We start from the raw sequence: 20,989 nt of genomic DNA, 5'->3' as shown, positions 1-20,989 counted from the left end.
CCGGGCTAGTCGTCACTGATTTGCTCAAGCAGCTCGTTCAAGAATAATAGACCTTGCGGCGATGCACGTAGTTTTTCGGGCATTTCCATCAAAAGTCCTTTTTTGTCGGCACCGTGCAAGCGCGCCAATAAAGTCTCTAGCGGCTGGCCGGTGTAGGCAGGCCACAGCGCCATGTCGACACCGTCGGTCAAACGCAGCGCGTTCATGGCAAACTCCAGCGCAAGCTCGGAAGGCTCGATCACCGATTTGCCAGCAATAAAGCCGCGCGGGTCGGATTGGCGGCGAAGATAGGCGTCGGGCTGGCGGGTTTTCCAGCGCCGCTCGATCGTCCAGCGGCCATCCGCCCCTATGTGCGAAAGCTTGCCGTGGGCGCCGGCGCCTATCCCCAGGTAGTCGCCGAACTGCCAGTAGTTGAGGTTATGGCGACTTGCCTTGCCAGGCTTTGCGTAGGCGGATATTTCGTAACGCGAAAGTCCCGCCTTGACGAGACGCTCGTGGCCTCGCTCCTGAATATCCCAAAGCGCCTCCTCTTCGGGGAGCACCGGGGGGCTTGAGTGAAACGCGGTGTTGGGTTCGAGCGTAAGCTGATACCAGGAGAGATGCTCCGGCGAAAGCGCCAGTGCCTGGTCGATATCCTCCAGGGCAAGCGTAGGTGTCTGGCCCGGCAAACCGTGCATCAGGTCGATATTCAGATTATCGAAACCCGCCACGCGGGCATGGCCCACTGCCTTGATGGCTTCATCGGCGCTGTGAATGCGCCCAAGGGCCTCGAGCTGAGCGCTTTGAAAGCTTTGGGTGCCGATCGAAAGGCGGTTGATCCCTGCCTCCCGGTAGCCGACGAAGCGCGCCTGTTCGGTGGTGCCCGGGTTGGCTTCCAGCGTGATTTCGATATCCGGGGCGAAGGGCAGGCGCGCCTGTACTTCGCCTAAAAGGCGTCGGTAAAACGCCGGCGAGAGCAAACTCGGCGTGCCGCCGCCGATAAAGATCGTGGCGAGTTCGCGTCCGTCGGCCAGGGCCAGGTCACCGTCCAGGTCACTTAAAAGCGCCTCGAGATAGGCGTTTTCCGGCAGCGCCCGGGAGGTCGGCTCGTGGGAGTTGAAGTCGCAATAAGGGCACTTGCGAACGCACCAGGGGGTGTGGATATAAAGCGAAAGCGGCGGGGTACTACCCATGCGCCACCTTCAAAAAATCGACCAGGCCCTGTAGGGCGCGGCCGCGATGGCTCAGCCGGTTTTTGGTATCCGCAGGCAGCTCGGCCACGCTCATGCTCTGCTCGGGCAGCCAGAAAAGCGGGTCGTAGCCGAAACCGTTTTCGCCTCGCGGATGGGCGAGAATTTCACCGTCCCAACTGCGCTGAACGATGATCGGAACCGGATCCTCGGCGTGGCGCAGGTACACCAGCACGCACCAGTAGCGCCCGCTGCGCTGGCCTTCGGCGCAATCGGCAAGCGCACTCAAGAGTTTCTCGTTGTTGCGTTCATCGCTTTTGGGCTCGCCGGCAAAGCGCGCCGAGTAGATACCCGGGGCACCGTGGAGCGCGTCGACTTCCAAACCCGAGTCGTCGGCCAGCGCCGGCAACCCGCTAACCCGGCTGGCCTCGCGCGCCTTGAGCAGCGCGTTTTCGACGAAGGTCAGTCCGGTCTCTTCTACGTCATAAACGCCAAACTCCGACTGCAGGCGCACATCGAGCATCAAGGGGGCCAAAAGCTGTTTGAACTCTTTTAACTTGCCAGCATTGCCACTGGCTAACACAAGCGTATTGACGGCGGACATGGCGTAACCTCCCAGTAAGAACCGCTCAGTTTACGCCTAACCGCACGCCAGCTAAAGATGCCTTGCCTGCGTAGGGCGCCACCACACCGGCCGCCAGCTGGCGCCGCTTCAGTCTTGACCGCTAACTTCTCTAATCGAATGGTTGTATAAAAACTACTTTAAACATATTTTTAGTAACATAACTTTACTAAAAAAACATTATAGGTAACAATCCGCGCATTATCGTCTCACACTTTATTAGCAGCCGGAGGGTTATCGATGGCGCAGCACAAAACCCCGGGCGTGGTGTATATCGTCACCGAAAAAAGCCCCCAGTCTCACTTGTTTGCCGAGTATTTGAATAAGCAGACGGGTTACACCATTCATCTGTATGCTCCCGGGGTTTCACTGCCCGAGGCCACTATCGGCAAACAGCTTCTGCTGGTGGATGCCGACCACGTCAGTGTCGATGTCATCCCGGATTGGCAGGAGAAGCTCCCCGAGTCGCTCTCCCAGGCACCGCTGGCGGCGTTTAACATCCGCGACATGGATCACGCCCTGGAAGCACTCTCCTGCTCCCAGCTCAAGGGGGTGTTCTACCGTAACGAGAGCCTCGAGGTGATCTGCAAGGGCATTCACGCCCTGCTCAACGACGAGCTTTGGATGTCCCGCGATTTAATGGCGCGGCTGATTATTTTTTACCGCAAATACCAAAGCAATGCGTTCCGCCCGGCCTGCGGGCTGACCAACCGGGAGATGGAGATCATCTCGCTTCTCAGCGGCGGGTCCTCCAACCAGCAGATCGCCGAGAAGCTTTTTGTCAGCGAGCACACGGTCAAGTCGCACCTTTACAACATCTTTAGAAAGATCAATGTGCATAACCGTATTCAGGCGCTGAACTGGATCCACCAGAACCTCGGCCCCATCCTGCCCAATATCGAGACAGCGCGTAGCCTGCAGCGCGGGCGCTAAACCCTACCGAGAAAACGACCATGGCCTTGTATCGCACGCTACTGCTGTTGGGTGCGCTGTCGCTGGCGCTTGCGGGGCCGGTATCCGCAAGCGAGCCGGTATCGCCCCATCAGCCGGCCTCGCCGAGCGACTCGTTGCCGGGCAACGAGCTGCCGGAAAACGAGCAGGCAGCGGTCGATGCGATCAACCGTCTCTCGGGCCCTGACGGGGCCGAGGTTGAGCCGCGCGGCTACGGTAGCAGCGAGCTGACCGGTGTGATGGTCGACCGCACCATCACCATGGCAGGCAAGACCTTCTACCGCGCTTTTAGCCAGCGGGCCATGGGTAACCCGCTGATCAATAACGCGACCCTCATTGTCCAGGAGCGTCCGGATGCCCGCTGGGGAAGCCAGCTTTGGATCCTGCAGGGCAACCAGATGTATTTCCGTACACAGCTTTCGCCACGCATCAATCAGGCGGATCAAGCGGCAGAAGAGGCCGTGCAAATCGTTCAGGACGCGCTGCTGCGGGAGCAGTTGGCTACCACCCTGACCTTCGATAAAGACTTGGGAAGTGAGGAGTTACGATAATGAACGTCAAACGACACCCCCTGTGGCTGGGCACTATCGCGGTGGTAGCACTTGCCGGGGGGAGCGCGGCGTCGGCAGGGGATCTGGTGTACCGGCCGCTGAACCCATCCTTTGGTGGCGACCCCTTCATGGGCTCGTATCTGCTGGGTAAGGCGCAGGCGCAAGACACCAACACCGACCCCAATGCGCGCAGCATACAGCAGCTCTCCTCCACGGACCGTTTGGTTCAAAACCTGGAAAGCCGGCTGATTTCACAGCTGATCTCCGATGTAGGCGCGGGCAACGTCAATCAGGGCTCTTTCGATAGCGGCGAGTTCAACGTGGTGGTCAGCGACAACGGCGGCCAGCTCGTGGTGCGCGTGGTGGACAAGCTCACCGGTGATGTCACCAATATCAGCGTGGGCGGGCTCTTCAACCCATAGTGAAGCGGTATTCGACACTGTTCAAAAACCAACCGGCTAAACGCCAACATAACGCTTACGTGTGTCGTCAGGGGAACATCAAAATGAAAATCATCGCTTCACTCATGCTGGCGGCGCTATTGAGCGGCTGCGCCGGCATGGTCGCTAATTCCAACGATCTGGAAGGCGCCCAGGCCACGCTGACCCCCCGCGGCTCGACCTACCAGGACCTGGTTTCTTTACCGCCGCCGGCGGGTAAAATTTTCGTATCGGTGTACGATTTCCGCGACCAGACCGGCCAATACCGCCCGGCACCGGCCAGCACGTTCTCGACCGCGGTGACCCAGGGCGCGGCGGCAATGCTGACCGGGGCGCTGGCGGACTCCGGCTGGTTCATTCCGCTAGAGCGGGTCGGCCTGCAGAATCTTCTAACCGAGCGGCGTATCATCCGCGCCGAGTTCGAACGCTTCAATCAGCCGGATACGCTGCCCTCGCTGCGCGCGGCCTCGGTCATGCTCGAAGGCGGCATCATCGCCTACGAATCCAACGTGCGTACCGGCGGTGCCGGGGCGGAATACTTCGGTATCGGCGCGTCGGGCCAGTATCAGGTGGATCAGGTGACGGTCAACCTGCGCGCGGTCGAAATATCTACCGGCGAGATACTCGCCAACGTCACCACGACCAAAACCATCTATTCGAAAGAGCTTCGCGCAGGCGTTTACCGGTTTATCGATTTCCGCCGCTTACTGGAAGCCGAAGTCGGTATTACCTCCAACGAGCCTGTCCAGATGGCCGTCATGTCCGCGGTCGAGTCGGCGGTCATTCATCTCATTGCCCGGGGTGTCGAGAACAATCTCTGGAACCTGGCCAACAATGCTAACGCACAGGACACTCTATTAGCCGAGTATCTTAATGCGCCAACGCCTGCCTTATAGGCCACTATCATGATTGGCTTACTAAAAAAATAGTCATACGTTTCATTAAAAAAAGCGGCGCTACTTCTCGGTAGCGCCGCTTTTTTTAACTCTATTACGGGATATTAGAAAAACCGTACTCCAGAGAGCCGCTTTTTTTAGATATTTGATCACGCGTTTAAGAAAAGCCCTGATAGCGCAATTTATTAAATAGTCCAAACTCAACGAATCACTACATTTAGATACAAAACTTTTCAAAAGGTAATGAGATGACGACTCGACAGGCGTTTTTACCACGTAAAGCGCTGGCGCTCTCGAAGCCCCTGGTTCGGTCTTTTCTAGCGTTTGTCATCACCTATTCAGCCGCGCTGAATGCCCAGGCGCAAAGCCGTGTAGAGCAGTACTTTCAAACCTCGCAAGCACCCGTTTATACAGACAATTACAGCATTATAAGGCAAAACGGCCATCACAACCGTACCGCCGTAACACAATCGTATTCCGCCCAGTATCAACACGGCAACTTTTCCAATATTCGCCAAACCGGCAACTTCAATACCGCCTCCATTACGCAAGCCGGAGGTAATAACGTCGGGGTCGTTTTACAAAATGGTGACCGTCACCTCGCCACCATTAATCAATCCTATGGCGTTCAGGGGTTACACGCCTTTGTGTCCCAAACGGGTCATCAAAGCGATATCGAGATTTCACAATCGGGGAGTGGCTACCGCGGCGTTAGCGTGGAACAGCAGGCGTTCTCGGGTAACGCACGACCAGTCATCGTCGACACTTACTGAGCCAATCTCTTTGTCTCAGTAACAACTAAAGCAAGCGTCTTGAAAGGGAAATCCACATGAAAACTCAAATCACCACTATTGCCGCCGCCATTGCCATCGCCATGAGCACTGCTGCCTCCGCCCAGTTCGCTGGAAGCGACTCCACTATCAATCAAAGTGGTGACCACAACGCTAACAACGTAACCCAGTGGGGCTCACAGACATCTCGCGTTCAACAAAACGGCGTGTACAACAAAACGACCGTCAACCAGGATGACGTTGACGGCGTTGCCACCACGCTTCCGGGCTGGAACGATTCAGGTATCGAGCAGGTCGGCGAAGGTAACGTGGCAAGCGTTGATCAGATGGGCGCCAAGAACCAGTCAACCATCTACCAGGGCGGCCTGAACAACCAAGCCTCTGCTGACCAGAACGGGGTTGCCAACGTCTCTGTTACCAACCAAAACGGCGAAAACAACACGACGGATGTTACCCAGGACGGCTGGCTGAACGACAGCTATGCCTATCAGGAAGGTACTGGTAACAACGCGACCGTCACCCAGCAAGGCAAGCTCAACCAGTCCGTCATCGAGTCCGTCGGCAGCAGCAACGACGCCACTATCGCTCAGGATGGCACCGCCAATGACAGCTACGCCTACCTGGAAGGCAACAACAACGTGGCCAACGTCAGCCAGCAAGGTTATTACAACGAAAGCAACATTTTGACCACCGGCGGCTACAACACGGCCGACATCTCGCAGTCTGGCTACAACCACGACTCCTACGCTTACACCGAAGGTTACGGCAACCAGCAAACCGTATCCCAAAGCGGCAGCTTCTTCGGCGGCGGCCACACCTCCAGCATCACTACCGTGGGCAACAACAACATGAACGTTGTCGCTCAAGGCCACTAAGCCAAGACTTTGATGCCAGAGCCCCGATATCAGGTCCTCCACGCGCTGCTCGCTTGAAAGACCTGGAGTCAAAAAACCGCCCTTCGGGGCGGTTTTTGCGTTTTGTTGCTAACGAATAGTGAGCGTCAGCGTGCCACCTTTGCCTTGGGTCGACGAACGCGAACGGTTGGTGCCCTTCAAAATATCCACTTCCAGCCGTTCGTTATCGGTTAAAAGCGTCACCTCCCCCTCGAGCGCGGTGCCTTCATAGCTGAACTCAAAGGGTACGCTTTTGCGTTCCTCAAAGTACTCGGTGACTTCATCGCCGTTGCTCACCCGCCAATGGGCGGAAAACTCAGCACCTGGCGTGCCGCTTACGTTGATCTGAATGGGGGTCATATGCTGCTCCTGATAGGCAAGCGCACCTGTGGATAAAACAGAGGCCAGGCTTGCAACGCCAAGGGTGTAAGACCAAAACGACTGCCATTTCATGATGATTGACCTTGTGAACCAACAGCGCCGCTTCGATGAGCGGCGCTTTGAGTATAGCAGTGCGTTGGCCAGCGCCGCGGTTTATAGCAGGGCAAACGCCTTCTCGGCGGCGTCCAGGGTTTGCTGAATGTCTTCCGGCGCGTGGGCACTGGACATAAAGCCCGCCTCATAAGCCGAAGGCGCCAGGTACACGCCCTGGTCCAGCATGGCGCTGAAAAAGCGCCGGAACATGTCCGCATCGCAGGCGGTTGCCTGGGCAAAGTTATCCACACGCGTTTGCGAGGTGAAAAAGAGCCCGAACATGCCCCCGGCGGACTGGGTCATCATGGCCACGTTCGCCGCGTTCGCGCGCTCCTGCAGGCCTTCGCAAAGCGTTTGCACCCGCTGGGTCAGCGCATCGTGAAAGCCCGGTGTCTTGAGCTTTTGCAGCAGCGTAACCCCGGCGGCCATGGCCAGCGGGTTGCCCGAGAGCGTACCGGCTTGATAAACCGGGCCCATGGGCGAGACGTTCTGCATGATGTCGCGCCGGCCGCCAAAGGCGCCCACCGGCATACCGCCGCCGACGATCTTGCCAAGGCAGGTCAAATCCGGGGTGATACCGTAGTGGGCCTGGGCGCCGCCGAGCGCGACGCGAAAGCCGGTCATCACCTCGTCGAAAATCAACAAGCTACCGTACTCGTTGCACACCCGGCGCAGCGTTTCCAAAAAGCCGGGCTGAGGCGGAATGCAGTTCATGTTGCCCGCCACGGGTTCGACGATAATGCAGGCGATCTGCTCGCCGATTTCGGCAAAGCAGGCCTCGACGCCTTCCGGGTCGTTATAGGAGAGCGTGATGGTGTGCTCGGCAAGCGAGGCCGGCACGCCCGGCGAGCTCGGCTCGCCGTGGGTCAGCGCCCCGGAGCCGGCTTTCACCAGCAGCGAGTCGGAATGACCGTGGTAGTTACCCTCGAACTTGACGATCTTGTCCCGGCCGGTGCTGCCCCGGGCCAGGCGAATCGCGGACATCGTTGCCTCGGTGCCGGAGCTTGTCATGCGCACCATGTCCATGGACGGGATCATTTCGCAGATCAGATCCGCCATGGTGGTTTCCACCGCCGTGGGCGTGCCGAAGGAAAGTCCGTTATCGAGGCGTGCACGTACCGCATCGAGCACGTCCGGGTCGGCATGGCCGGTGATCATCGGCCCCCAGGAACCGACGTAGTCGATATAGCGCTTGCCCTCGACGTCGAACAGGTAAGCCCCCTGGGCGCGCTCCATGAAGACCGGCGGGCGGTGAAGGCCCTTGAACGCGCGAACCGGCGAGTTGACCCCGCCGGGAATATGGCGGCTTGCAAGTTCAAAGAGTTCGGCAGAAGTGGTCATGGCATCCTCAACGTGAATGACTCGAAAGTGAATAGCTTAGTCCTTTAAACGCGGACTTAAATAGACGCGTTACCGACCCGGCGGCCAATGAGATCAAAAGCGGGTTGGGCGTGACAAGCGGTTGGGCAGGTACTGCCCGTCCGGCGGCTCGAACGCCTCGGACAGGGCCTGCCAGGTAAAGCGCTGGGCCTGCTCGCAGGCAGTAGGTAAGCGCTCACCTACCGCCATGCGCGCGGCAATGGCGGAAGCCAGCGTACAGCCCGAGCCGTGAAAGCGCTGCGCCAGGCGTGGCCACTGCCACTGGCGCGTAGTATCCGGCGAGTGCAGCGTATGCACGACCTGGGCGTCGTTTCCCGGCAGTGGATCGTCGGTGGCCGTTACCAGCACCGCTTGGCACCCCTGGGAAATAAGCGCCACCGCGCGGGTGGTATCGTCCGCGCCCGCTTCTACGTCCGGCGTCAAGGCGACGAGCTCGAACCGGTTGGGCGTCAGAATATCCACAAGGGGGAGCAGGCGCTCCACATAGCGTTTTTGAAGCGCGGCTGTGGATAAATCAGCACCGCCCCCCGCCTTGAGCACCGGATCGGCAATCACCGGCACGCCGGGAAAGCGGCGAATGATGCGCTCGGCGGCCAACAGCGTCGCTTCATCGGCCAAAAGGCCCAGCTTGATCGCGCTGACGGGAAGCCCCTCGAGCGCATGGGCCATCTGTAACATCATTTGCGGGTCGGCGGGCAGCACACGCTGGACATCGTGGCAGTTTTGCACGGTGGTGGCGGTGGGAATGGTCATTGCCCAGCCGCCACAGCCGGCCACGGCTTCGCTATCGGCGATCAGCCCCGCGCCCCCGGTCGGGTCGTGACCCGCCAGTACCAATACGACGGGAGGAAGCGGCTTTATCATCAAAAAGGCTTAATGACGGCAAGCAGAACGACGGCGATCAACACGATGACCGGGGCTTCATTGAAGAAGCGGAAAAAGCGATGGCTTTTGGTGCAGCGGTTTTGCGCAAACTGCTTCAAATAGATCAGGCAGACGTGATGGTAGGCCACCAGTAGCGCCACCAGCGTCAGTTTGACGTGCATCCACCCCTGGCTCATCCAGCCGGGTATCAGATAGAGCATGATCCCACCAAACAACAGCACCAAAATCATCGAGGGGGTCATGATGCCGCGATAGAGCTTGCGCTCCATGGTCTTGAAGTAAGTGATCGCTTGCTCATCCCCGTTGTCACGGGCAGTGGCGTGGTAGACATACAGCCGCGGCAGATAAAAAAGCGCGGCAAACCAGGTCACAACGGCCATCAAATGCAGGGCCTTCATCCATAAATACATGGTTTCTCCTTACGCGGTCGGCTCATTGTCACGGGGGTCGGTTTTGTCACGAGGGTCAGCATAGTGGTAGTAACGCTCGATCGCCCCCCGGGTAATGATACCTGAAATTCGCTGCTGCTTTGGCCGATAACCGTGCACCACGTAAAGCGCGCCCAGGGCGTTGTCCTGAAGCTTCAAAAAAGCTTCGGAAAGCGTGGCCTGTAGCGCGATCGGCGCCATCTCCACGCGCTGACCAGGAATTTCCAGAAGGTCCACCTGCTCGTCGTCCGGCGGTGGCTCACCGGCCAGCGCCTCGTCGTGCTCCAAAAGCCAGCGCGCCAGCGCCGAGGCTTTCAAACCCAACACCGGCTTTTTATCGCTGGAGCGCTCGATCAGAAGCCACATTGGATTGGTTTCCAGGAGCTTACGCGCCTGGTCCGGCGTGACGATTCGCTCGGTACGCACTAGCTGGCGCTCCATCACCGCGGGTACCGACACCCGGGAAAGCGCCTGCATCAGCGGCTGTTGAAGGGGGTGTAGGCCGTAACGTACCGAGCTGATAAAAAAGCCTTCGCAACCCGTTAGCTGGCGCGAGGTTAGACAGGCCACCACGACCACCAGCATGCCCGGCAGCATGATGTTCGGGCTGTGGGTCAGCTCCAAAAGCGCCATCAGCGCGGCCAGCGGCGCCTGAAGCACCGCGCCCATCATGGCCGCCATCCCCAGCATGGCAAAAACGCCTGGGTCGGCGGCGGGCGCCGGCCAAAGCCAAAGACCAAGCGAGCCGCTGAGTGCACCGGCGGCCGCTCCGACCACCAGTACCGGGCCGATAATGCCAATCGGTACACCTCCGGCCACGGTCAGCGCGGTGATCAATAGCTTGGCAATGACCAGCCCCAGCAGCACGCTAACGCTTAGCTGGTCGTTGAGCGCCGCCGCCAGGCTGTCGTAGCCAATGCCCTGTACCTGAGGGAACCACCAGGCCACTGCGCCGGTGGTCACACCGACCACCGCCAGGCGCAGCCAAAGCGGCAGACGGCTCAAACGCTGAGTGCGCGCAATGTGAATGAAAAGCCCGGCGAGCAGGCCGATCCCCAGGCCAGTCACCACCACCCAGGGCAGGTTCATCAGCGAGCCCAGCGCTACATCGGGAATGCGAAAGGCGGGTTCGCTACCGTAAACCGCCTGAGCGACCACCGCGCCCATGGTCGAGGCCAAAATGACCGGCATGAAGCTCATCAGGGTGTACTCCATCATCACCACTTCCATGGCGAAGATGACCCCGGCGATCGGCGTATTGAACGAGGCGGAAATACCCGCCGCGGTACCACAGGCGACCAGCACGCGAAGGCTGTTGTTGGGCAAGCGAAGCTTGAGGCCAAGCCCGCTGGAGGCGGCCGCGCCCAGGTGGATCGCCGGGCCTTCGCGCCCGGCGGAAAGCCCGCCGAGTACCGACACCACCCCGACCCACCACTGGTTGAGCCAGTTGCGCATGGGAAAGCGCCCCTGGTGGTAGGAGAGCCGCTCGATCACGTGACTAACGCCGAGCTTGTGTGCCGCGGCTTTCTGGCGGTAAAGAAAAACGCCGATGAGCGTCACCGCCAAAAGCGGCAGCAGCGCGCGAAGCCAAGGAGCAAGACCTTCGAACGCCTCCGGGTCGCCCTCGGGCATATAGACGATCGCGCCGGCTTCCAAAAGCAGGCGAAAGCCCACCATCACAGCGCCGGTAATGACGCCGGAGACCAGGCCCAGTACGCAGAGCTGGGGCAACGCGTCGACGTTGGCCAGCTGGCGGCGGAAGGCGTCGAGGGTGAAATCTGCTCGGGAATAGCGTGCCACAGCCGCGTTCCTTGCCTGTTGGTGGGTTCTTATCGGTCGAGGTTAAAGCGTAGTGCGTTTATTCGGGGCGGCCAAAAGTGAGGACTTACTCATTGAATCCGTCACGCCTGGGCTGTCACTCTTGTGTATCATAGCTTGAAGCGCTTAGACAGCCCGGTGCGGGTTTATTAGGCTTGAAGACGCGCGGTTCATATCAACGAACGGACAAGAGGTGACTTGTGATCAAGGTCGGTATCGTAGGCGGTACAGGGTATACCGGAGTGGAGCTTTTAAGGCTTTTAGCCGGGCATCCAGAGGTCAGCGTCGAGGCGATCACCTCGCGCTCGGAGGCCGGTGTCAAGGTGAGCGACATGTACCCCAACCTGCGCGGCCATTTTGATGCACTCGCCTTCAGCGAGCCCGATGCCAACGCGCTGGGCGCCCTGGACGCGGTATTTTTCGCCACGCCCCACGGGGTGGCCCACGCGCTGGCCGGTGAGCTATTGGCGAACGGCACGCGGGTCATCGACCTTTCCGCGGATTTTCGTCTGCGCGACGCCGAACTCTGGAGCCAGTGGTACGGCCAGCCTCACGGCGCGCCGGCGCTGCTCGAAGAGGCGGTCTATGGCTTGCCGGAAATGAACCGCGAAGCGATCAAGGGCGCGCGGTTGATCGCCGTGCCTGGCTGCTACCCCACCGCCGTACAGCTTGGTTACCTGCCGCTACTCGAGGCCGGGCTGATCGATGAAACACGGCTGATCGCCGACTGTAAATCCGGCGTGACCGGCGCCGGACGCGGTGCCAAGGTAGGCTCGCTTCTCGCCGAGGCGAGCGAATCGATGAAGGCCTACGGCGCCTCGGGCCATCGCCACCTGCCGGAGATCCGCCAGGGCCTGAACGATATGCAGGAACACCCGATCGAGCTGACCTTCGTGCCTCATCTAACGCCGATGATCCGGGGCATTCACGCCACGCTCTATAGCACCTTGAAAGTCGACGCAACGGAGCTGCAGGCGCTTTTCGAATCGCGCTATAAAAACGAGCCATTCGTGGATGTGATGCCCGCCGGCAGTCACCCGGAAACGCGCAGCGTCAAAGGCAACAACACCTGCCGGCTCGCGGTTCATCAACAGGGCGGTACCGTCATCGTGCTGTCGGTCATCGACAACCTGGTCAAGGGCGCTTCCGGCCAGGCGATTCAGAATTTGAATTTGATGTTTGGCCTCGACGAGACCCTGGGCCTCAACGCTCCGGCGCTGATGCCCTAGACGGAAAGCGCTGTCGCAGAGGTGCTATCCAGAAAAAGGCGACGTAATAGTTGACCCTTTTGCTCGGGATTACCCATAATTGCGCTTTCACCCAGCCATTTTAGCTCGCGGGAGGTACCCATGAGCGGTGCAGAAGCTTTCGTACCAACCCCACTTTTGCTGTCCGACAGCGCGCGACGGCGTATTCAGGCGCTCATGACCGAGGAGCACAACGACGCGCTGAAGCTTCGCGTGTACGTGACCGGCGGCGGCTGCTCGGGCTTTCAGTACGGGTTCGACTTTGCCGACAACGTCGCCGACGACGACACGCTGATCGAGTTCGGCGCCGCCGCTCTGGTCGTCGACCCGCTTTCCTATCAATACCTGGTCGGCTCGACGATCGATTTCGAAGAGGGTCTGGCCGGCGCCCGTTTTCGCGTGCAAAACCCCAACGCCACCACCACCTGCGGGTGCGGTGCGTCGTTCATGGTTTAGGTCGTGTTTCAGAGCAAGACCCACTTCTTGCGTTAATACCACCCCCGGTTCGTGACTTGACGCCTTGGCGGTTTCTCGCCAAGGTTGATAGGTCTACAACATTGCGCGCGGTCGACGGGCATGACGCCCCACGACCGTTAGCGTCATATAAAACACGGGGAAACACATGAACACTCCGCTTACCTATAGCGCCATTGCCGCCGCGTTGACTCTAAGCCTTGGCAGCGCCTCGGCGCTTGCCCAGACGCCTTCGGTCAACGTCGCCACCGACCCAAGCTTCGTGCCCTTTGAAATGATGGATTCCGAAACCGGCGAAATGATCGGCTTCGACATGGACATCATCAACGAAGTGGCCAGCCGCGCCGGGTTCGAGGTCAATCTCACCACCATGGAGTTTTCCGGCATCATTCCGGCGGTACAGACCGGCAGCCAGGAAATCGCCATCGCCGGCACCACGATTACCGAAGAGCGTGCCCAGGTCGTCGATTTTTCCGACCCCTACTACGACTCCGGTCTTCAGATCATCGTGCGCGCCGATAACGACGACGTCGAAGATCTCGAAGACCTGCAGGGCTTGAGCATCGCGACCAAGATCGGCTCGACCAGCTACAACTTCCTGCAAGAAGAGCTGGGTGACGACGCCGAGATTACGCCTTATCCCGATACGCCTGACATGTACATGGCACTTCTGGGCCGCAACGTCGACGCCGTGCTGTACGACGCCCCCAACGTCGCCTACTTCTCGCAAACCCGGGGTGATGGCCGCACCAAAGTGGTCGGCCCACTCTACGAAGGCCAGCAGTACGGGATCGTCTTTCATAAAGGCAGCGAGTGGTTAGAGCCGACCAACGAAGCGTTGGCCGCCATGCGCGAAGATGGTACCTACGACGAGATCTATGAGAAGTGGTTCGGCGACGCCCCGGACGCCGAATAACGCCTCGCTCTTTTCGACGCGAACACCACTTCTTCAGGGTCGGGCGGATAGTCGCTCGACCCTTTGTATTTTACTCATCTGGAGATAACGCGTGGACGTTACCTTTGAGTTCGACTGGTCAGCGGCGCTGGCTTCGATCCCCCACCTGTTACCCGGTATTCCCTGGACGCTGGCGATCTCCTTCGGGGGGCTGGCGATCGGTTTTTTCATCGGCATCTTCTTCGGCCTTCTGCGCATCAGCTCCGTGGCCTGGATGCGCTGGGTCGCGAGCATCTACATCGAAGTATTTCGTGGCACGCCGATACTGGTGCAGGTGCTGTTCATCTTTTACGGGTTGCCGCAACTACTGGGTGGCCCCATCGATCCGCTGGTGGCAGGTATCGCCGCCATCGCGGTGAATTCCGGCGCCTACATTTCCGAAATCGTGCGCGGCGGCGTGCAGTCCATCGAGCGTGGCCAGCGCGAGGCGTCGCTGTCACTGGGGCTTTCGCGCACCCAGGCGTTTCTCTACGTGATCTGGCCCCAGGCGCTACGGCGTATGGTGCCGCCTTTGGGCAATCAGGCCATCATCAGCATCAAGGACACCTCGCTGTTCTCGATCATCGGTGTCGGCGAGCTGGTCCGTCAGGGCCGTATCTACATCGCGACCACCTTCAACGCCCTCGAGGTCTACTTCGTAGTGGCGCTGATGTATCTGGCGATCACCTGGACACTTTCCATAGCGCTGCGTCTGCTCGAGCGTAAAGGCATCGCAGGACAATAAGGAACGCACAATGAACACTCACAAACCGCCCATTGTGCAAATGCGCAAGCTCAACAAGCACTTCGGCAGCCTGCACGTACTCCAGCACATTGACCTGGAAATCACTCCCGGCGAAGTCGTGGTGGTGATCGGCGCCAGTGGCTCGGGCAAGTCCACGTTGATTCGCTGTATCAACGGACTCGAGGAGTTTCAGTCGGGCACACTGGAGGTCGATGGCAATGTCCTCGAGCCCAAAGGTAAAAGCACCAAGGCGCTGCAAACCATTCGCACCGAAGTCGGCATGGTGTTCCAGCAGTTCAATCTATTCCCGCATCTAAGCGTTGTGGACAACGTAACGCTGGCACCCATCAAGGTACGCCGCCAAAGCCGCGAGCAGGCCTCACAGAACGCCAAACGCCTGCTCGATCGGGTCGGCATCGCCGACCAGGCCGACAAGTATCCAGGCCAGCTCTCCGGCGGTCAGCAGCAACGCGTCGCTCTCGCTCGGGCACTCGCCATGGAGCCGCGCCTCATGCTCTTCGACGAGCCGACCTCGGCGCTGGACCCGGAGATGATCGGTGAGGTACTCGATGCCATGCGCGAGCTCGCCAAGGAAGGCATGACCATGGTGATCGTCACCCACGAAATGGGCTTTGCCCGGGAAGTGGCGGATCGCGTCATCTTCATTCATAAAGGCGAAATCACCGAAGAGGGGCCGCCTGAACAATTGTTCGATGCGCCTCGACACGAACGTACCCAGTCGTTTCTGGCACGGGTGCTCAAACACTGAAACACACCTACCGAGGGCGTTTTTAAACCATCTTTTGGGTTAAAAATGCGAATAAAAAAGGGCCTGTCACCATGACAGGCCCTTTTTTTGCCTGTGGATATCATTTTTTCAATTTTCTTCATGCTTGTCTGTAGCCCGCGTCACTTGGGCCATCGGCGCTTTAGCCCGGTTACCCACAGTGTGTTTATAGCCACGCGCACAGCACAGGTATGCAGCGGTGGATAACCCGTGTTTTTTTAGCGCTGTGCATAAGTGCCCCTTTCATCCACAGCCCCAACACCACTTCTGCGCAGGCACTCCGCTGGTTAATCACCATTCGTTCAACAATATAATTGTTTAATAAATATAAGAAATATTCAGTTATACACAGATTTTATCCACACCAATAGTTACAACATCAACAGAACTTCTCTCTATATTTTTTATTTTGTTATTTATAAGTGCAAAGACGTGAAATCCCGGTGTGGAAAAACCTGACTGTTATTCACAGGAGGTTTATACTGGCCGGCTTATCGAGTCCTGCTCGTTTTCAAATGATCAATAGGCGCTTTTTGAAGGGCCAAGTTGAGGTGTTAATTGAATTACCCCGACCGCTTTGACGTGATTGTCATCGGCGGTGGCCATGCGGGAACCGAAGCCGCGCTGGCCTCTGCTCGTATGGGTTGTCAAACCCTGCTGCTCACCCACAACATCGAAACCCTGGGACAAATGTCGTGTAACCCCGCCATTGGCGGCATCGGCAAGAGTCACCTGGTCAAGGAAATCGATGCGCTGGGCGGCGCCATGGGGCTTGCCACTGACCTTGGCGGTATTCAGTTTCGCGTTCTAAACGCCAGCAAAGGCCCGGCGGTTCGCGCCACCCGCGCCCAGGCCGACCGTGTACGCTACAAAGCCGCCATTCGCGGTATGCTGGAAAACCAGCCGAACCTGACGATTTTTCAGCAGGCGGCGGGCGATCTGGTTGTGGATAACGACACCGTTCGCGGCGTGGTGACCGAGACCGGTATTCGGTTTATGTCCGAAACCGTCGTCCTGTCGACCGGTACGTTTTTGGGTGGCGTGATTCACATTGGCCTGGATAAAAGCCGCGGCGGCCGAGCCGGCGATCCGCCCTCCAACGCCTTGGCCGAGCGGCTACGCGCACTGCCGTTTCACGTCGACCGGCTTAAAACCGGCACACCGCCGCGTATCGACGCCAAAAGCGTGGATTTCAGCCAGCTCGAAGAGCAGCCCGGCGACACCCCGACACCGATCATGTCCTACATGGGCTCGCGGGATATGCACCCGCGTCAGGTCAGTTGCCACATCGCGCAGACCAACGAACGCGCCCACGACATCATCAAGGCGAATCTGGACCGCTCGCCGATGTACTCCGGGGTGATCGACAGCACCGGCCCGCGCTACTGCCCGTCGATCGAGGACAAGGTTCACCGCTTTGCGGATAAAACCAGCCACCAGGTTTTCATCGAGCCCGAAGGGTTGGAGACCAACGAGCTCTACCCCAACGGCATCTCGACCTCGCTGCCTTTCGACGTTCAGCTCCAAGTCGTGCGCTCGATGAAGGGCCTTGAAAACGCGCATATCACCCGGCCCGGCTATGCCATCGAGTACGATTTCTTCGACCCGCGAGACCTCAAACACTCGCTGGAGACGAAATTTATCCACAACCTGTTTTTCGCCGGCCAAATCAACGGCACCACCGGCTACGAAGAAGCCGGTGCCCAGGGGCTGCTGGCCGGCTTGAACGCCGGCCGCCGCGCCCGAGAGCTGGAGGCCTGGCATCCGCGCCGCGACGAGGCGTATCTGGGCGTGCTGGTGGACGACTTGATCACCATGGGCACCAAAGAGCCCTACCGGATGTTCACCTCGAGGGCGGAATACCGGCTGATGCTGCGTGAAGACAACGCGGATCTGCGCCTGACCGAAAAGGGCCGCGAGCTTGGTTTGGTCGACGATGCGCGCTTTGCCGCGTTTAGCCAAAAGCGCGACGCCATCGAGCGCGAAAGTGCGCGTCTTGCCACCGTCTGGGTACAGCCAAAAACCCCGGCAGCGGAGAAAGTCGCCGAAAAAACCGGCCAGCCGCTGCCGCGAGAGTACTCGCTGGCGGATCTTTTGAAGCGCCCGGAGCTTAGCTACGCTGATATCACCGCGCTTCCCGGCCTTGAAAGCGATCTGGTCGACAACGAGTTCGTGGCCGAGCAGGTCCAGATTCAGGCCAAGTATCAGGGCTATATCGCCCGTCAGCAGGACGAGATCGACAAGCTCAAGCGCCACGAGGCGACGCCGCTTCCCGCCGAGCTCGACTACCAAAAGGTCGAGGGGCTTTCCAACGAGATTCGCCAAAAGCTTGCCGAAGCGCGTCCGGAAACCCTGGCCCACGCGGGGCGTATCTCTGGCGTGACACCGGCGGCGGTCTCGATTTTGCTGATTCACCTGAAAAAGCGCCGCATGATCAAAAATGCCGAGGTGGCGAACGGATGAGTTCGTTAGCGCCTTTGATCAAGGAGTTGCCCGGCGAGGTCGCGTCGCGCCTGGACAGCGGCCTCGAGCAACTCGACATCGCCATCAGTGCCGAGCAGCGCGACCAGCTTTTAGCGCTGGTGGCGTTATTGCACAAGTGGAACCGGGCTTATAACCTCACTGCGGTGCGCGATATAAACGACATGGTCGCCCGGCACGTGCTCGACAGCGCAGCGATCGCCCCCTACGTGACCGGGGCGACGCTTCTGGACGTGGGCGCGGGCCCAGGACTTCCGGGGCTGGTCATCGCCATTTTGAAACCGGATATGCACGTCACCCTGGTCGATAGTAACGGCAAGAAGGTGCGCTTTCAGCGCCAGGCCGTGATGGAGCTTGCCATTAAAAACGCCACACCCACTCAAACTCGGGTCGAGGCGTTCAATGGCCAAACCTTCGATCAGGTAGTATCGCGCGCCTTTGCAAGCCTTGACGACTTCGTCACCCTGACCCGGACGCTAGTGGCCCCCGGCGGGCAGTGGCTGGCCATGAAAGGTCCCGGGGCCGATGAAGAGCTTGCGGCACTTCCCGCCGATATCGCGCTCACCGCGCGGCATTGGCTGCAAATCCCTTATGATACGGCGAAACGGCAGCTGTTGATTCTGACCCCTGAAGGAGCCTCGTAGTGAGCCAGATCATTGCCCTGACCAACCAAAAAGGCGGCGTGGGCAAATCCACCTCGGCCGTTAATCTCGCGGCGAGCCTTGCAAGCCTTGACCGGCGCGTACTGCTGGTGGACCTGGACCCCCAGGGCCACGCCAGCATGGGCAGCGGCATCGACAAGTACGCGCTTGATAAAAGCGTACTGGACGTGCTGCTGGGCGAGGCCCGCGCTGCGGATGCGATCGTGACCAACCTGCCGGTCAATTACGACGTACTGCCGGGCAATGGCGACCTGACCGCCGCCGAGGTGGAGCTTCTGGATAGCGAAGAGCGCCAAAGCCGACTCTCCATGGCGCTCAATACCGTGGCCGGTAACTACGACGTCGTCCTCATCGACTGTCCGCCGTCGCTCAACATGCTCACGGTCAATGCCTTGACCGCCGCCGACGGCGTGCTCATTCCCTTGCAGTGCGAGTTCTACGCCCTCGAAGGCCTGTCGGCGCTGTTAGACACGGTCGAGCAGATCAAGGAGAGCGTTAATCCAGCGCTTGCGATTTCCGGTATATTGCGCACGATGTACGATAAACGCACCAGTCTTACCCGGGAAGTGGACAAGCAGCTTCGCGATTTTTTCGGCGACGCGCTTTTGAAGACCACCATTCCGCGCAACGTAAAAGTGGCCGAGGCACCCAGCCACGGCTTGCCGGTGACCCACTACGCACGCTTTTCGCGGGGAAGCCAGGCGTACCGCGTGCTTGCCAAAGAGTTGATTCGCAAGCTTTCGCTTTAATGGCGGTAAGTGCCTGAGGACAGGTTCTTGATACAACGTTTAAGGGGAAACGCATGACGCGTAAACGCGCGCTGGGACGTGGCCTGGATGCCCTCATTGGAGCGGGCGCACGCCGCCGTGACAGTCTGGATCTCACCAGTGAGGAAACGTTTGAGAGCATCGACCCGGCTGCGCCTGCCAGCGCAGCCTTCGACGCCACCAGCGAACGCCTGGAGCGTTTGCCGCTTGGCCAGCTAAGCCGCGGCAAGTACCAGCCCCGCCGCGACATCCAGCCCGAAGCCCTGGAAGAGCTTGCCGACTCCATCCGCGCCCAGGGCGTCATGCAGCCTATCGTGGTGCGCCCGGTCGGCGAAGCGCGTTACGAGATCATCGCCGGCGAGCGGCGCTGGCGGGCCGCGCAGCTTGCCGAGCTCGACGTAATCCCCGCGGTGATCCGCGAAGTCAGCGACGAAGCCGCGCTGGCGCTGGCGCTGATCGAAAACATTCAGCGCGAAAACCTCAACGCGGTAGAAGAGGCGCTGGCGCTCAAACGGCTAGGGGACGAATTCGAGCTGACCCAGCAGCAGGTCGCCGATGCGGTGGGCAAGTCGCGCACTCAGGTGGCGAACCTTTTACGGCTTTTGACCCTGGACCCCGAAGTACAAACGCTTTTAGAGCGCGGCGACTTGGATATGGGCCACGCCCGGGCGCTTTTATCGCTTGCCAGCGCCCAACAGCGCCGCATCGCCCACGAGGTGGTCAATAACGACCTGACCGTGCGCGCCACCGAAGCATTGGTGAAAAAGCTCGCCAGCGACGAAAGCGCGAAAGCGACCCCCAAACGCTCGATCAAGACGACGGATGTGACCCGGCTCGAGACCCAGCTGGGCGAGCTTCTCGGCGCGCCGGTCTCCATCGACCACGGCCAACGAGGCAAGGGAAAGGTCACGATCCGCTATACGAGCCTTGAAGAACTCGACGGAATTTTGGGCCATATAAAATAAATAGCAGGCTTATTAAAAAGTCGCACGATAGCGTCTTTTTTTAACTCTTTGGTCGCAACTGCGCGCTTGGACGGGCAAATTAGGCGCAACTTCGGTTGAAGGTACGATAGCGCTTCCCTATAATCGCGCAAGATTTGTGCAGGTTGTTTCGATAATCAAAACGCCCGCATCAGGATTTTACAACGACTAGCCCGAGAAGCTGGGGCAACAGGTGCTGAGAAATCATGCAGCGATTCGAAGCCCAGCGCCGCCGAGCCTACAGCGTTTCGCTTTTACGGGCTCAATCGGGGGTTATGCTGATCGGGATGGCGCTGGCCTACGTGCTGGCGCAGCCTGGCGGGGCGATCTCGGTGGCGTTGGGTTCGCTGGTCGCGATCGTACCCTATGCTTTTTTCATAAAGCGTATGGGCGTTTTTTCGAAACGCCAAAAACGCAATGCAACGCAGCTGATGCGTGCAGAAGCAGGCAAGTTTGGTTTGACGGTGGCTCTTTTTACGCTGGTCTTCGTGGCAGTGCCCCCCTCAAACCCTACTTTATTTTTTAGTGCTTACGTTGCGGTAATTTCGACGCATTGGCTCGCGCCCTGGCTAATGCTCAAAAAATCGCACAACTGATTGAGGTGACAACTC

Annotated in this window: 23 protein-coding genes; 16 read left to right on the top strand and 7 right to left on the bottom strand. The window is 59.2% G+C overall.

Annotation, left to right across the window (positions count from 1 at the left end):
* Nucleotides 1–5: 5 nt before the first annotated feature.
* Together hemW and rdgB are read right to left on the bottom strand one after the other, a co-directional pair.
* Entirely contained in the window at nt 6–1,172 is a 1,167-nt protein-coding gene (hemW, locus tag ACWHXT_RS17840; RefSeq protein WP_447956801.1) for a radical SAM family heme chaperone HemW, read from the bottom strand.
* Nucleotides 1,165–1,773 carry an RdgB/HAM1 family non-canonical purine NTP pyrophosphatase gene (gene rdgB, locus ACWHXT_RS17835; RefSeq protein ID WP_447956800.1) on the bottom strand — a complete coding sequence of 203 codons (609 nt, stop codon included), beginning with the start codon at nt 1,771–1,773 and terminating at the stop codon, nt 1,165–1,167. Before rdgB ends, hemW begins: the two co-directional genes overlap by 8 nt.
* Before the next feature lie 258 nt (nt 1,774–2,031).
* Here rdgB and ACWHXT_RS17830 point away from each other — a divergent pair, with 258 nt between their 5' ends.
* The 6 genes from ACWHXT_RS17830 (at nt 2,032) to ACWHXT_RS17805 (ending at nt 6,295) form a co-directional block, all read left to right on the top strand.
* Nucleotides 2,032–2,724, top strand: coding sequence for a LuxR C-terminal-related transcriptional regulator (locus ACWHXT_RS17830; protein ID WP_447927524.1), 693 nt, complete (start codon nt 2,032–2,034; stop codon nt 2,722–2,724).
* Between the two features lie 20 nt (nt 2,725–2,744).
* Nucleotides 2,745–3,293, top strand: a complete 549-nt coding sequence (locus ACWHXT_RS17825; protein ID WP_447927523.1) for a CsgE family curli-type amyloid fiber assembly protein — start codon at nt 2,745–2,747, stop codon at nt 3,291–3,293.
* The gene (locus ACWHXT_RS17820; RefSeq protein ID WP_447927522.1) at nt 3,293–3,715 is read left to right on the top strand and encodes a curli assembly protein CsgF; all 423 of its coding nucleotides are present in this window, start codon (nt 3,293–3,295) and stop codon (nt 3,713–3,715) included. Before ACWHXT_RS17825 ends, ACWHXT_RS17820 begins: the two co-directional genes overlap by 1 nt.
* An 83-nt stretch (nt 3,716–3,798) precedes the next feature.
* Entirely contained in the window at nt 3,799–4,629 is an 831-nt protein-coding gene (locus ACWHXT_RS17815) for a CsgG/HfaB family protein (RefSeq protein WP_447927521.1), read from the top strand.
* Between the two features lie 248 nt (nt 4,630–4,877).
* The gene (locus ACWHXT_RS17810) at nt 4,878–5,402 is read left to right on the top strand and encodes a hypothetical protein (protein ID WP_447956799.1); all 525 of its coding nucleotides are present in this window, start codon (nt 4,878–4,880) and stop codon (nt 5,400–5,402) included.
* A gap of 56 nt (nt 5,403–5,458) precedes the next feature.
* A complete protein-coding gene (locus ACWHXT_RS17805) occupies nt 5,459–6,295 on the top strand; it encodes a curlin subunit CsgB (protein ID WP_447956798.1) in 837 nt (278 codons plus the stop codon).
* 108 nt (nt 6,296–6,403) lie between these two features.
* Here ACWHXT_RS17805 and ACWHXT_RS17800 read toward each other — a convergent pair whose 3' ends face one another.
* The 5 genes from ACWHXT_RS17800 to ACWHXT_RS17780 all read right to left on the bottom strand — a co-directional run bounded on the left by ACWHXT_RS17800 (nt 6,404) and on the right by ACWHXT_RS17780 (nt 11,280).
* Nucleotides 6,404–6,673 (bottom strand): hypothetical protein, encoded by a 270-nt coding sequence (locus ACWHXT_RS17800; RefSeq protein WP_447927518.1) that lies wholly within the window; start codon nt 6,671–6,673, stop codon nt 6,404–6,406.
* 174 nt (nt 6,674–6,847) lie between these two features.
* Complete coding sequence (gene hemL / locus ACWHXT_RS17795; protein WP_447530463.1) at nt 6,848–8,128, bottom strand: glutamate-1-semialdehyde 2,1-aminomutase; 1,281 nt, start codon at nt 8,126–8,128, stop codon at nt 6,848–6,850.
* Between the two features lie 93 nt (nt 8,129–8,221).
* Nucleotides 8,222–9,031 carry a bifunctional hydroxymethylpyrimidine kinase/phosphomethylpyrimidine kinase gene (thiD, locus tag ACWHXT_RS17790; RefSeq protein WP_447956797.1) on the bottom strand — a complete coding sequence of 270 codons (810 nt, stop codon included), beginning with the start codon at nt 9,029–9,031 and terminating at the stop codon, nt 8,222–8,224.
* The gene (hemJ, locus tag ACWHXT_RS17785) at nt 9,031–9,462 is read right to left on the bottom strand and encodes a protoporphyrinogen oxidase HemJ (protein WP_447530461.1); all 432 of its coding nucleotides are present in this window, start codon (nt 9,460–9,462) and stop codon (nt 9,031–9,033) included. Before hemJ ends, thiD begins: the two co-directional genes overlap by 1 nt.
* 9 nt (nt 9,463–9,471) lie before the next feature.
* Nucleotides 9,472–11,280 (bottom strand): chloride channel protein, encoded by a 1,809-nt coding sequence (locus ACWHXT_RS17780; RefSeq protein WP_447927516.1) that lies wholly within the window; start codon nt 11,278–11,280, stop codon nt 9,472–9,474.
* A gap of 218 nt (nt 11,281–11,498) precedes the next feature.
* Here ACWHXT_RS17780 and argC point away from each other — a divergent pair, with 218 nt between their 5' ends.
* From argC to ACWHXT_RS17730, 10 genes are all read left to right on the top strand, one after another.
* Nucleotides 11,499–12,527 (top strand): N-acetyl-gamma-glutamyl-phosphate reductase, encoded by a 1,029-nt coding sequence (gene argC, locus ACWHXT_RS17775; RefSeq protein WP_447956796.1) that lies wholly within the window; start codon nt 11,499–11,501, stop codon nt 12,525–12,527.
* Between the two features lie 120 nt (nt 12,528–12,647).
* Entirely contained in the window at nt 12,648–13,001 is a 354-nt protein-coding gene (gene erpA / locus ACWHXT_RS17770) for an iron-sulfur cluster insertion protein ErpA (protein ID WP_447530458.1), read from the top strand.
* Nucleotides 13,002–13,167: 166 nt separating this feature from the next.
* Nucleotides 13,168–13,935 carry a transporter substrate-binding domain-containing protein gene (locus tag ACWHXT_RS17765; RefSeq protein WP_447956795.1) on the top strand — a complete coding sequence of 256 codons (768 nt, stop codon included), beginning with the start codon at nt 13,168–13,170 and terminating at the stop codon, nt 13,933–13,935.
* Nucleotides 13,936–14,026: 91 nt separating this feature from the next.
* Nucleotides 14,027–14,698 (top strand): amino acid ABC transporter permease, encoded by a 672-nt coding sequence (locus tag ACWHXT_RS17760; protein ID WP_447927513.1) that lies wholly within the window; start codon nt 14,027–14,029, stop codon nt 14,696–14,698.
* Nucleotides 14,699–14,708: 10 nt separating this feature from the next.
* On the top strand, nt 14,709–15,467 hold the full coding sequence (locus ACWHXT_RS17755) for an amino acid ABC transporter ATP-binding protein (RefSeq protein ID WP_447956794.1): 759 nt from the start codon (nt 14,709–14,711) through the stop codon (nt 15,465–15,467).
* A gap of 576 nt (nt 15,468–16,043) precedes the next feature.
* The gene (gene mnmG, locus ACWHXT_RS17750; protein WP_447956793.1) at nt 16,044–17,948 is read left to right on the top strand and encodes a tRNA uridine-5-carboxymethylaminomethyl(34) synthesis enzyme MnmG; all 1,905 of its coding nucleotides are present in this window, start codon (nt 16,044–16,046) and stop codon (nt 17,946–17,948) included.
* A complete protein-coding gene (gene rsmG / locus ACWHXT_RS17745) occupies nt 17,945–18,610 on the top strand; it encodes a 16S rRNA (guanine(527)-N(7))-methyltransferase RsmG (RefSeq protein ID WP_447894745.1) in 666 nt (221 codons plus the stop codon). Before mnmG ends, rsmG begins: the two co-directional genes overlap by 4 nt.
* Nucleotides 18,610–19,377 carry a ParA family protein gene (locus ACWHXT_RS17740; RefSeq protein ID WP_447927509.1) on the top strand — a complete coding sequence of 256 codons (768 nt, stop codon included), beginning with the start codon at nt 18,610–18,612 and terminating at the stop codon, nt 19,375–19,377. Before rsmG ends, ACWHXT_RS17740 begins: the two co-directional genes overlap by 1 nt.
* A gap of 53 nt (nt 19,378–19,430) precedes the next feature.
* On the top strand, nt 19,431–20,360 hold the full coding sequence (locus ACWHXT_RS17735; RefSeq protein WP_447927508.1) for a ParB/RepB/Spo0J family partition protein: 930 nt from the start codon (nt 19,431–19,433) through the stop codon (nt 20,358–20,360).
* 224 nt (nt 20,361–20,584) lie between these two features.
* Complete coding sequence (locus ACWHXT_RS17730) at nt 20,585–20,974, top strand: ATP synthase subunit I (RefSeq protein ID WP_447956792.1); 390 nt, start codon at nt 20,585–20,587, stop codon at nt 20,972–20,974.
* The last annotated feature ends 15 nt before the right edge of the window (nt 20,975–20,989 follow it).

Source organism: Vreelandella halophytica (assembly GCF_968193635.1).
This window is presented reverse-complemented; position numbering and strand designations above follow the sequence as displayed.

What these genes read in the sequence shown, in the direction of transcription:
- ACWHXT_RS17735 (WP_447927508.1), top strand. Translation starts at nt 19,431, where the DNA reads ATGACGCGTAAACGCGCGCTGGGACGTGGCCTGGATGCCCTCATTGGA.
- erpA (WP_447530458.1), top strand. Translation starts at nt 12,648, where the DNA reads ATGAGCGGTGCAGAAGCTTTCGTACCAACCCCACTTTTGCTGTCCGAC.
- hemJ (WP_447530461.1), bottom strand. Translation starts at nt 9,462, where the DNA reads ATGTATTTATGGATGAAGGCCCTGCATTTGATGGCCGTTGTGACCTGG.
- hemL (WP_447530463.1), bottom strand. Translation starts at nt 8,128, where the DNA reads ATGACCACTTCTGCCGAACTCTTTGAACTTGCAAGCCGCCATATTCCC.
- ACWHXT_RS17755 (WP_447956794.1), top strand. Translation starts at nt 14,709, where the DNA reads ATGAACACTCACAAACCGCCCATTGTGCAAATGCGCAAGCTCAACAAG.
- rsmG (WP_447894745.1), top strand. Translation starts at nt 17,945, where the DNA reads ATGAGTTCGTTAGCGCCTTTGATCAAGGAGTTGCCCGGCGAGGTCGCG.
- rdgB (WP_447956800.1), bottom strand. Translation starts at nt 1,773, where the DNA reads ATGTCCGCCGTCAATACGCTTGTGTTAGCCAGTGGCAATGCTGGCAAG.
- hemW (WP_447956801.1), bottom strand. Translation starts at nt 1,172, where the DNA reads ATGGGTAGTACCCCGCCGCTTTCGCTTTATATCCACACCCCCTGGTGC.
- ACWHXT_RS17765 (WP_447956795.1), top strand. Translation starts at nt 13,168, where the DNA reads ATGAACACTCCGCTTACCTATAGCGCCATTGCCGCCGCGTTGACTCTA.
- ACWHXT_RS17805 (WP_447956798.1), top strand. Translation starts at nt 5,459, where the DNA reads ATGAAAACTCAAATCACCACTATTGCCGCCGCCATTGCCATCGCCATG.
- ACWHXT_RS17800 (WP_447927518.1), bottom strand. Translation starts at nt 6,673, where the DNA reads ATGACCCCCATTCAGATCAACGTAAGCGGCACGCCAGGTGCTGAGTTT.
- ACWHXT_RS17730 (WP_447956792.1), top strand. Translation starts at nt 20,585, where the DNA reads ATGCAGCGATTCGAAGCCCAGCGCCGCCGAGCCTACAGCGTTTCGCTT.
- ACWHXT_RS17810 (WP_447956799.1), top strand. Translation starts at nt 4,878, where the DNA reads ATGACGACTCGACAGGCGTTTTTACCACGTAAAGCGCTGGCGCTCTCG.
- ACWHXT_RS17815 (WP_447927521.1), top strand. Translation starts at nt 3,799, where the DNA reads ATGAAAATCATCGCTTCACTCATGCTGGCGGCGCTATTGAGCGGCTGC.
- thiD (WP_447956797.1), bottom strand. Translation starts at nt 9,031, where the DNA reads ATGATAAAGCCGCTTCCTCCCGTCGTATTGGTACTGGCGGGTCACGAC.
- ACWHXT_RS17820 (WP_447927522.1), top strand. Translation starts at nt 3,293, where the DNA reads ATGAACGTCAAACGACACCCCCTGTGGCTGGGCACTATCGCGGTGGTA.
- ACWHXT_RS17825 (WP_447927523.1), top strand. Translation starts at nt 2,745, where the DNA reads ATGGCCTTGTATCGCACGCTACTGCTGTTGGGTGCGCTGTCGCTGGCG.
- ACWHXT_RS17830 (WP_447927524.1), top strand. Translation starts at nt 2,032, where the DNA reads ATGGCGCAGCACAAAACCCCGGGCGTGGTGTATATCGTCACCGAAAAA.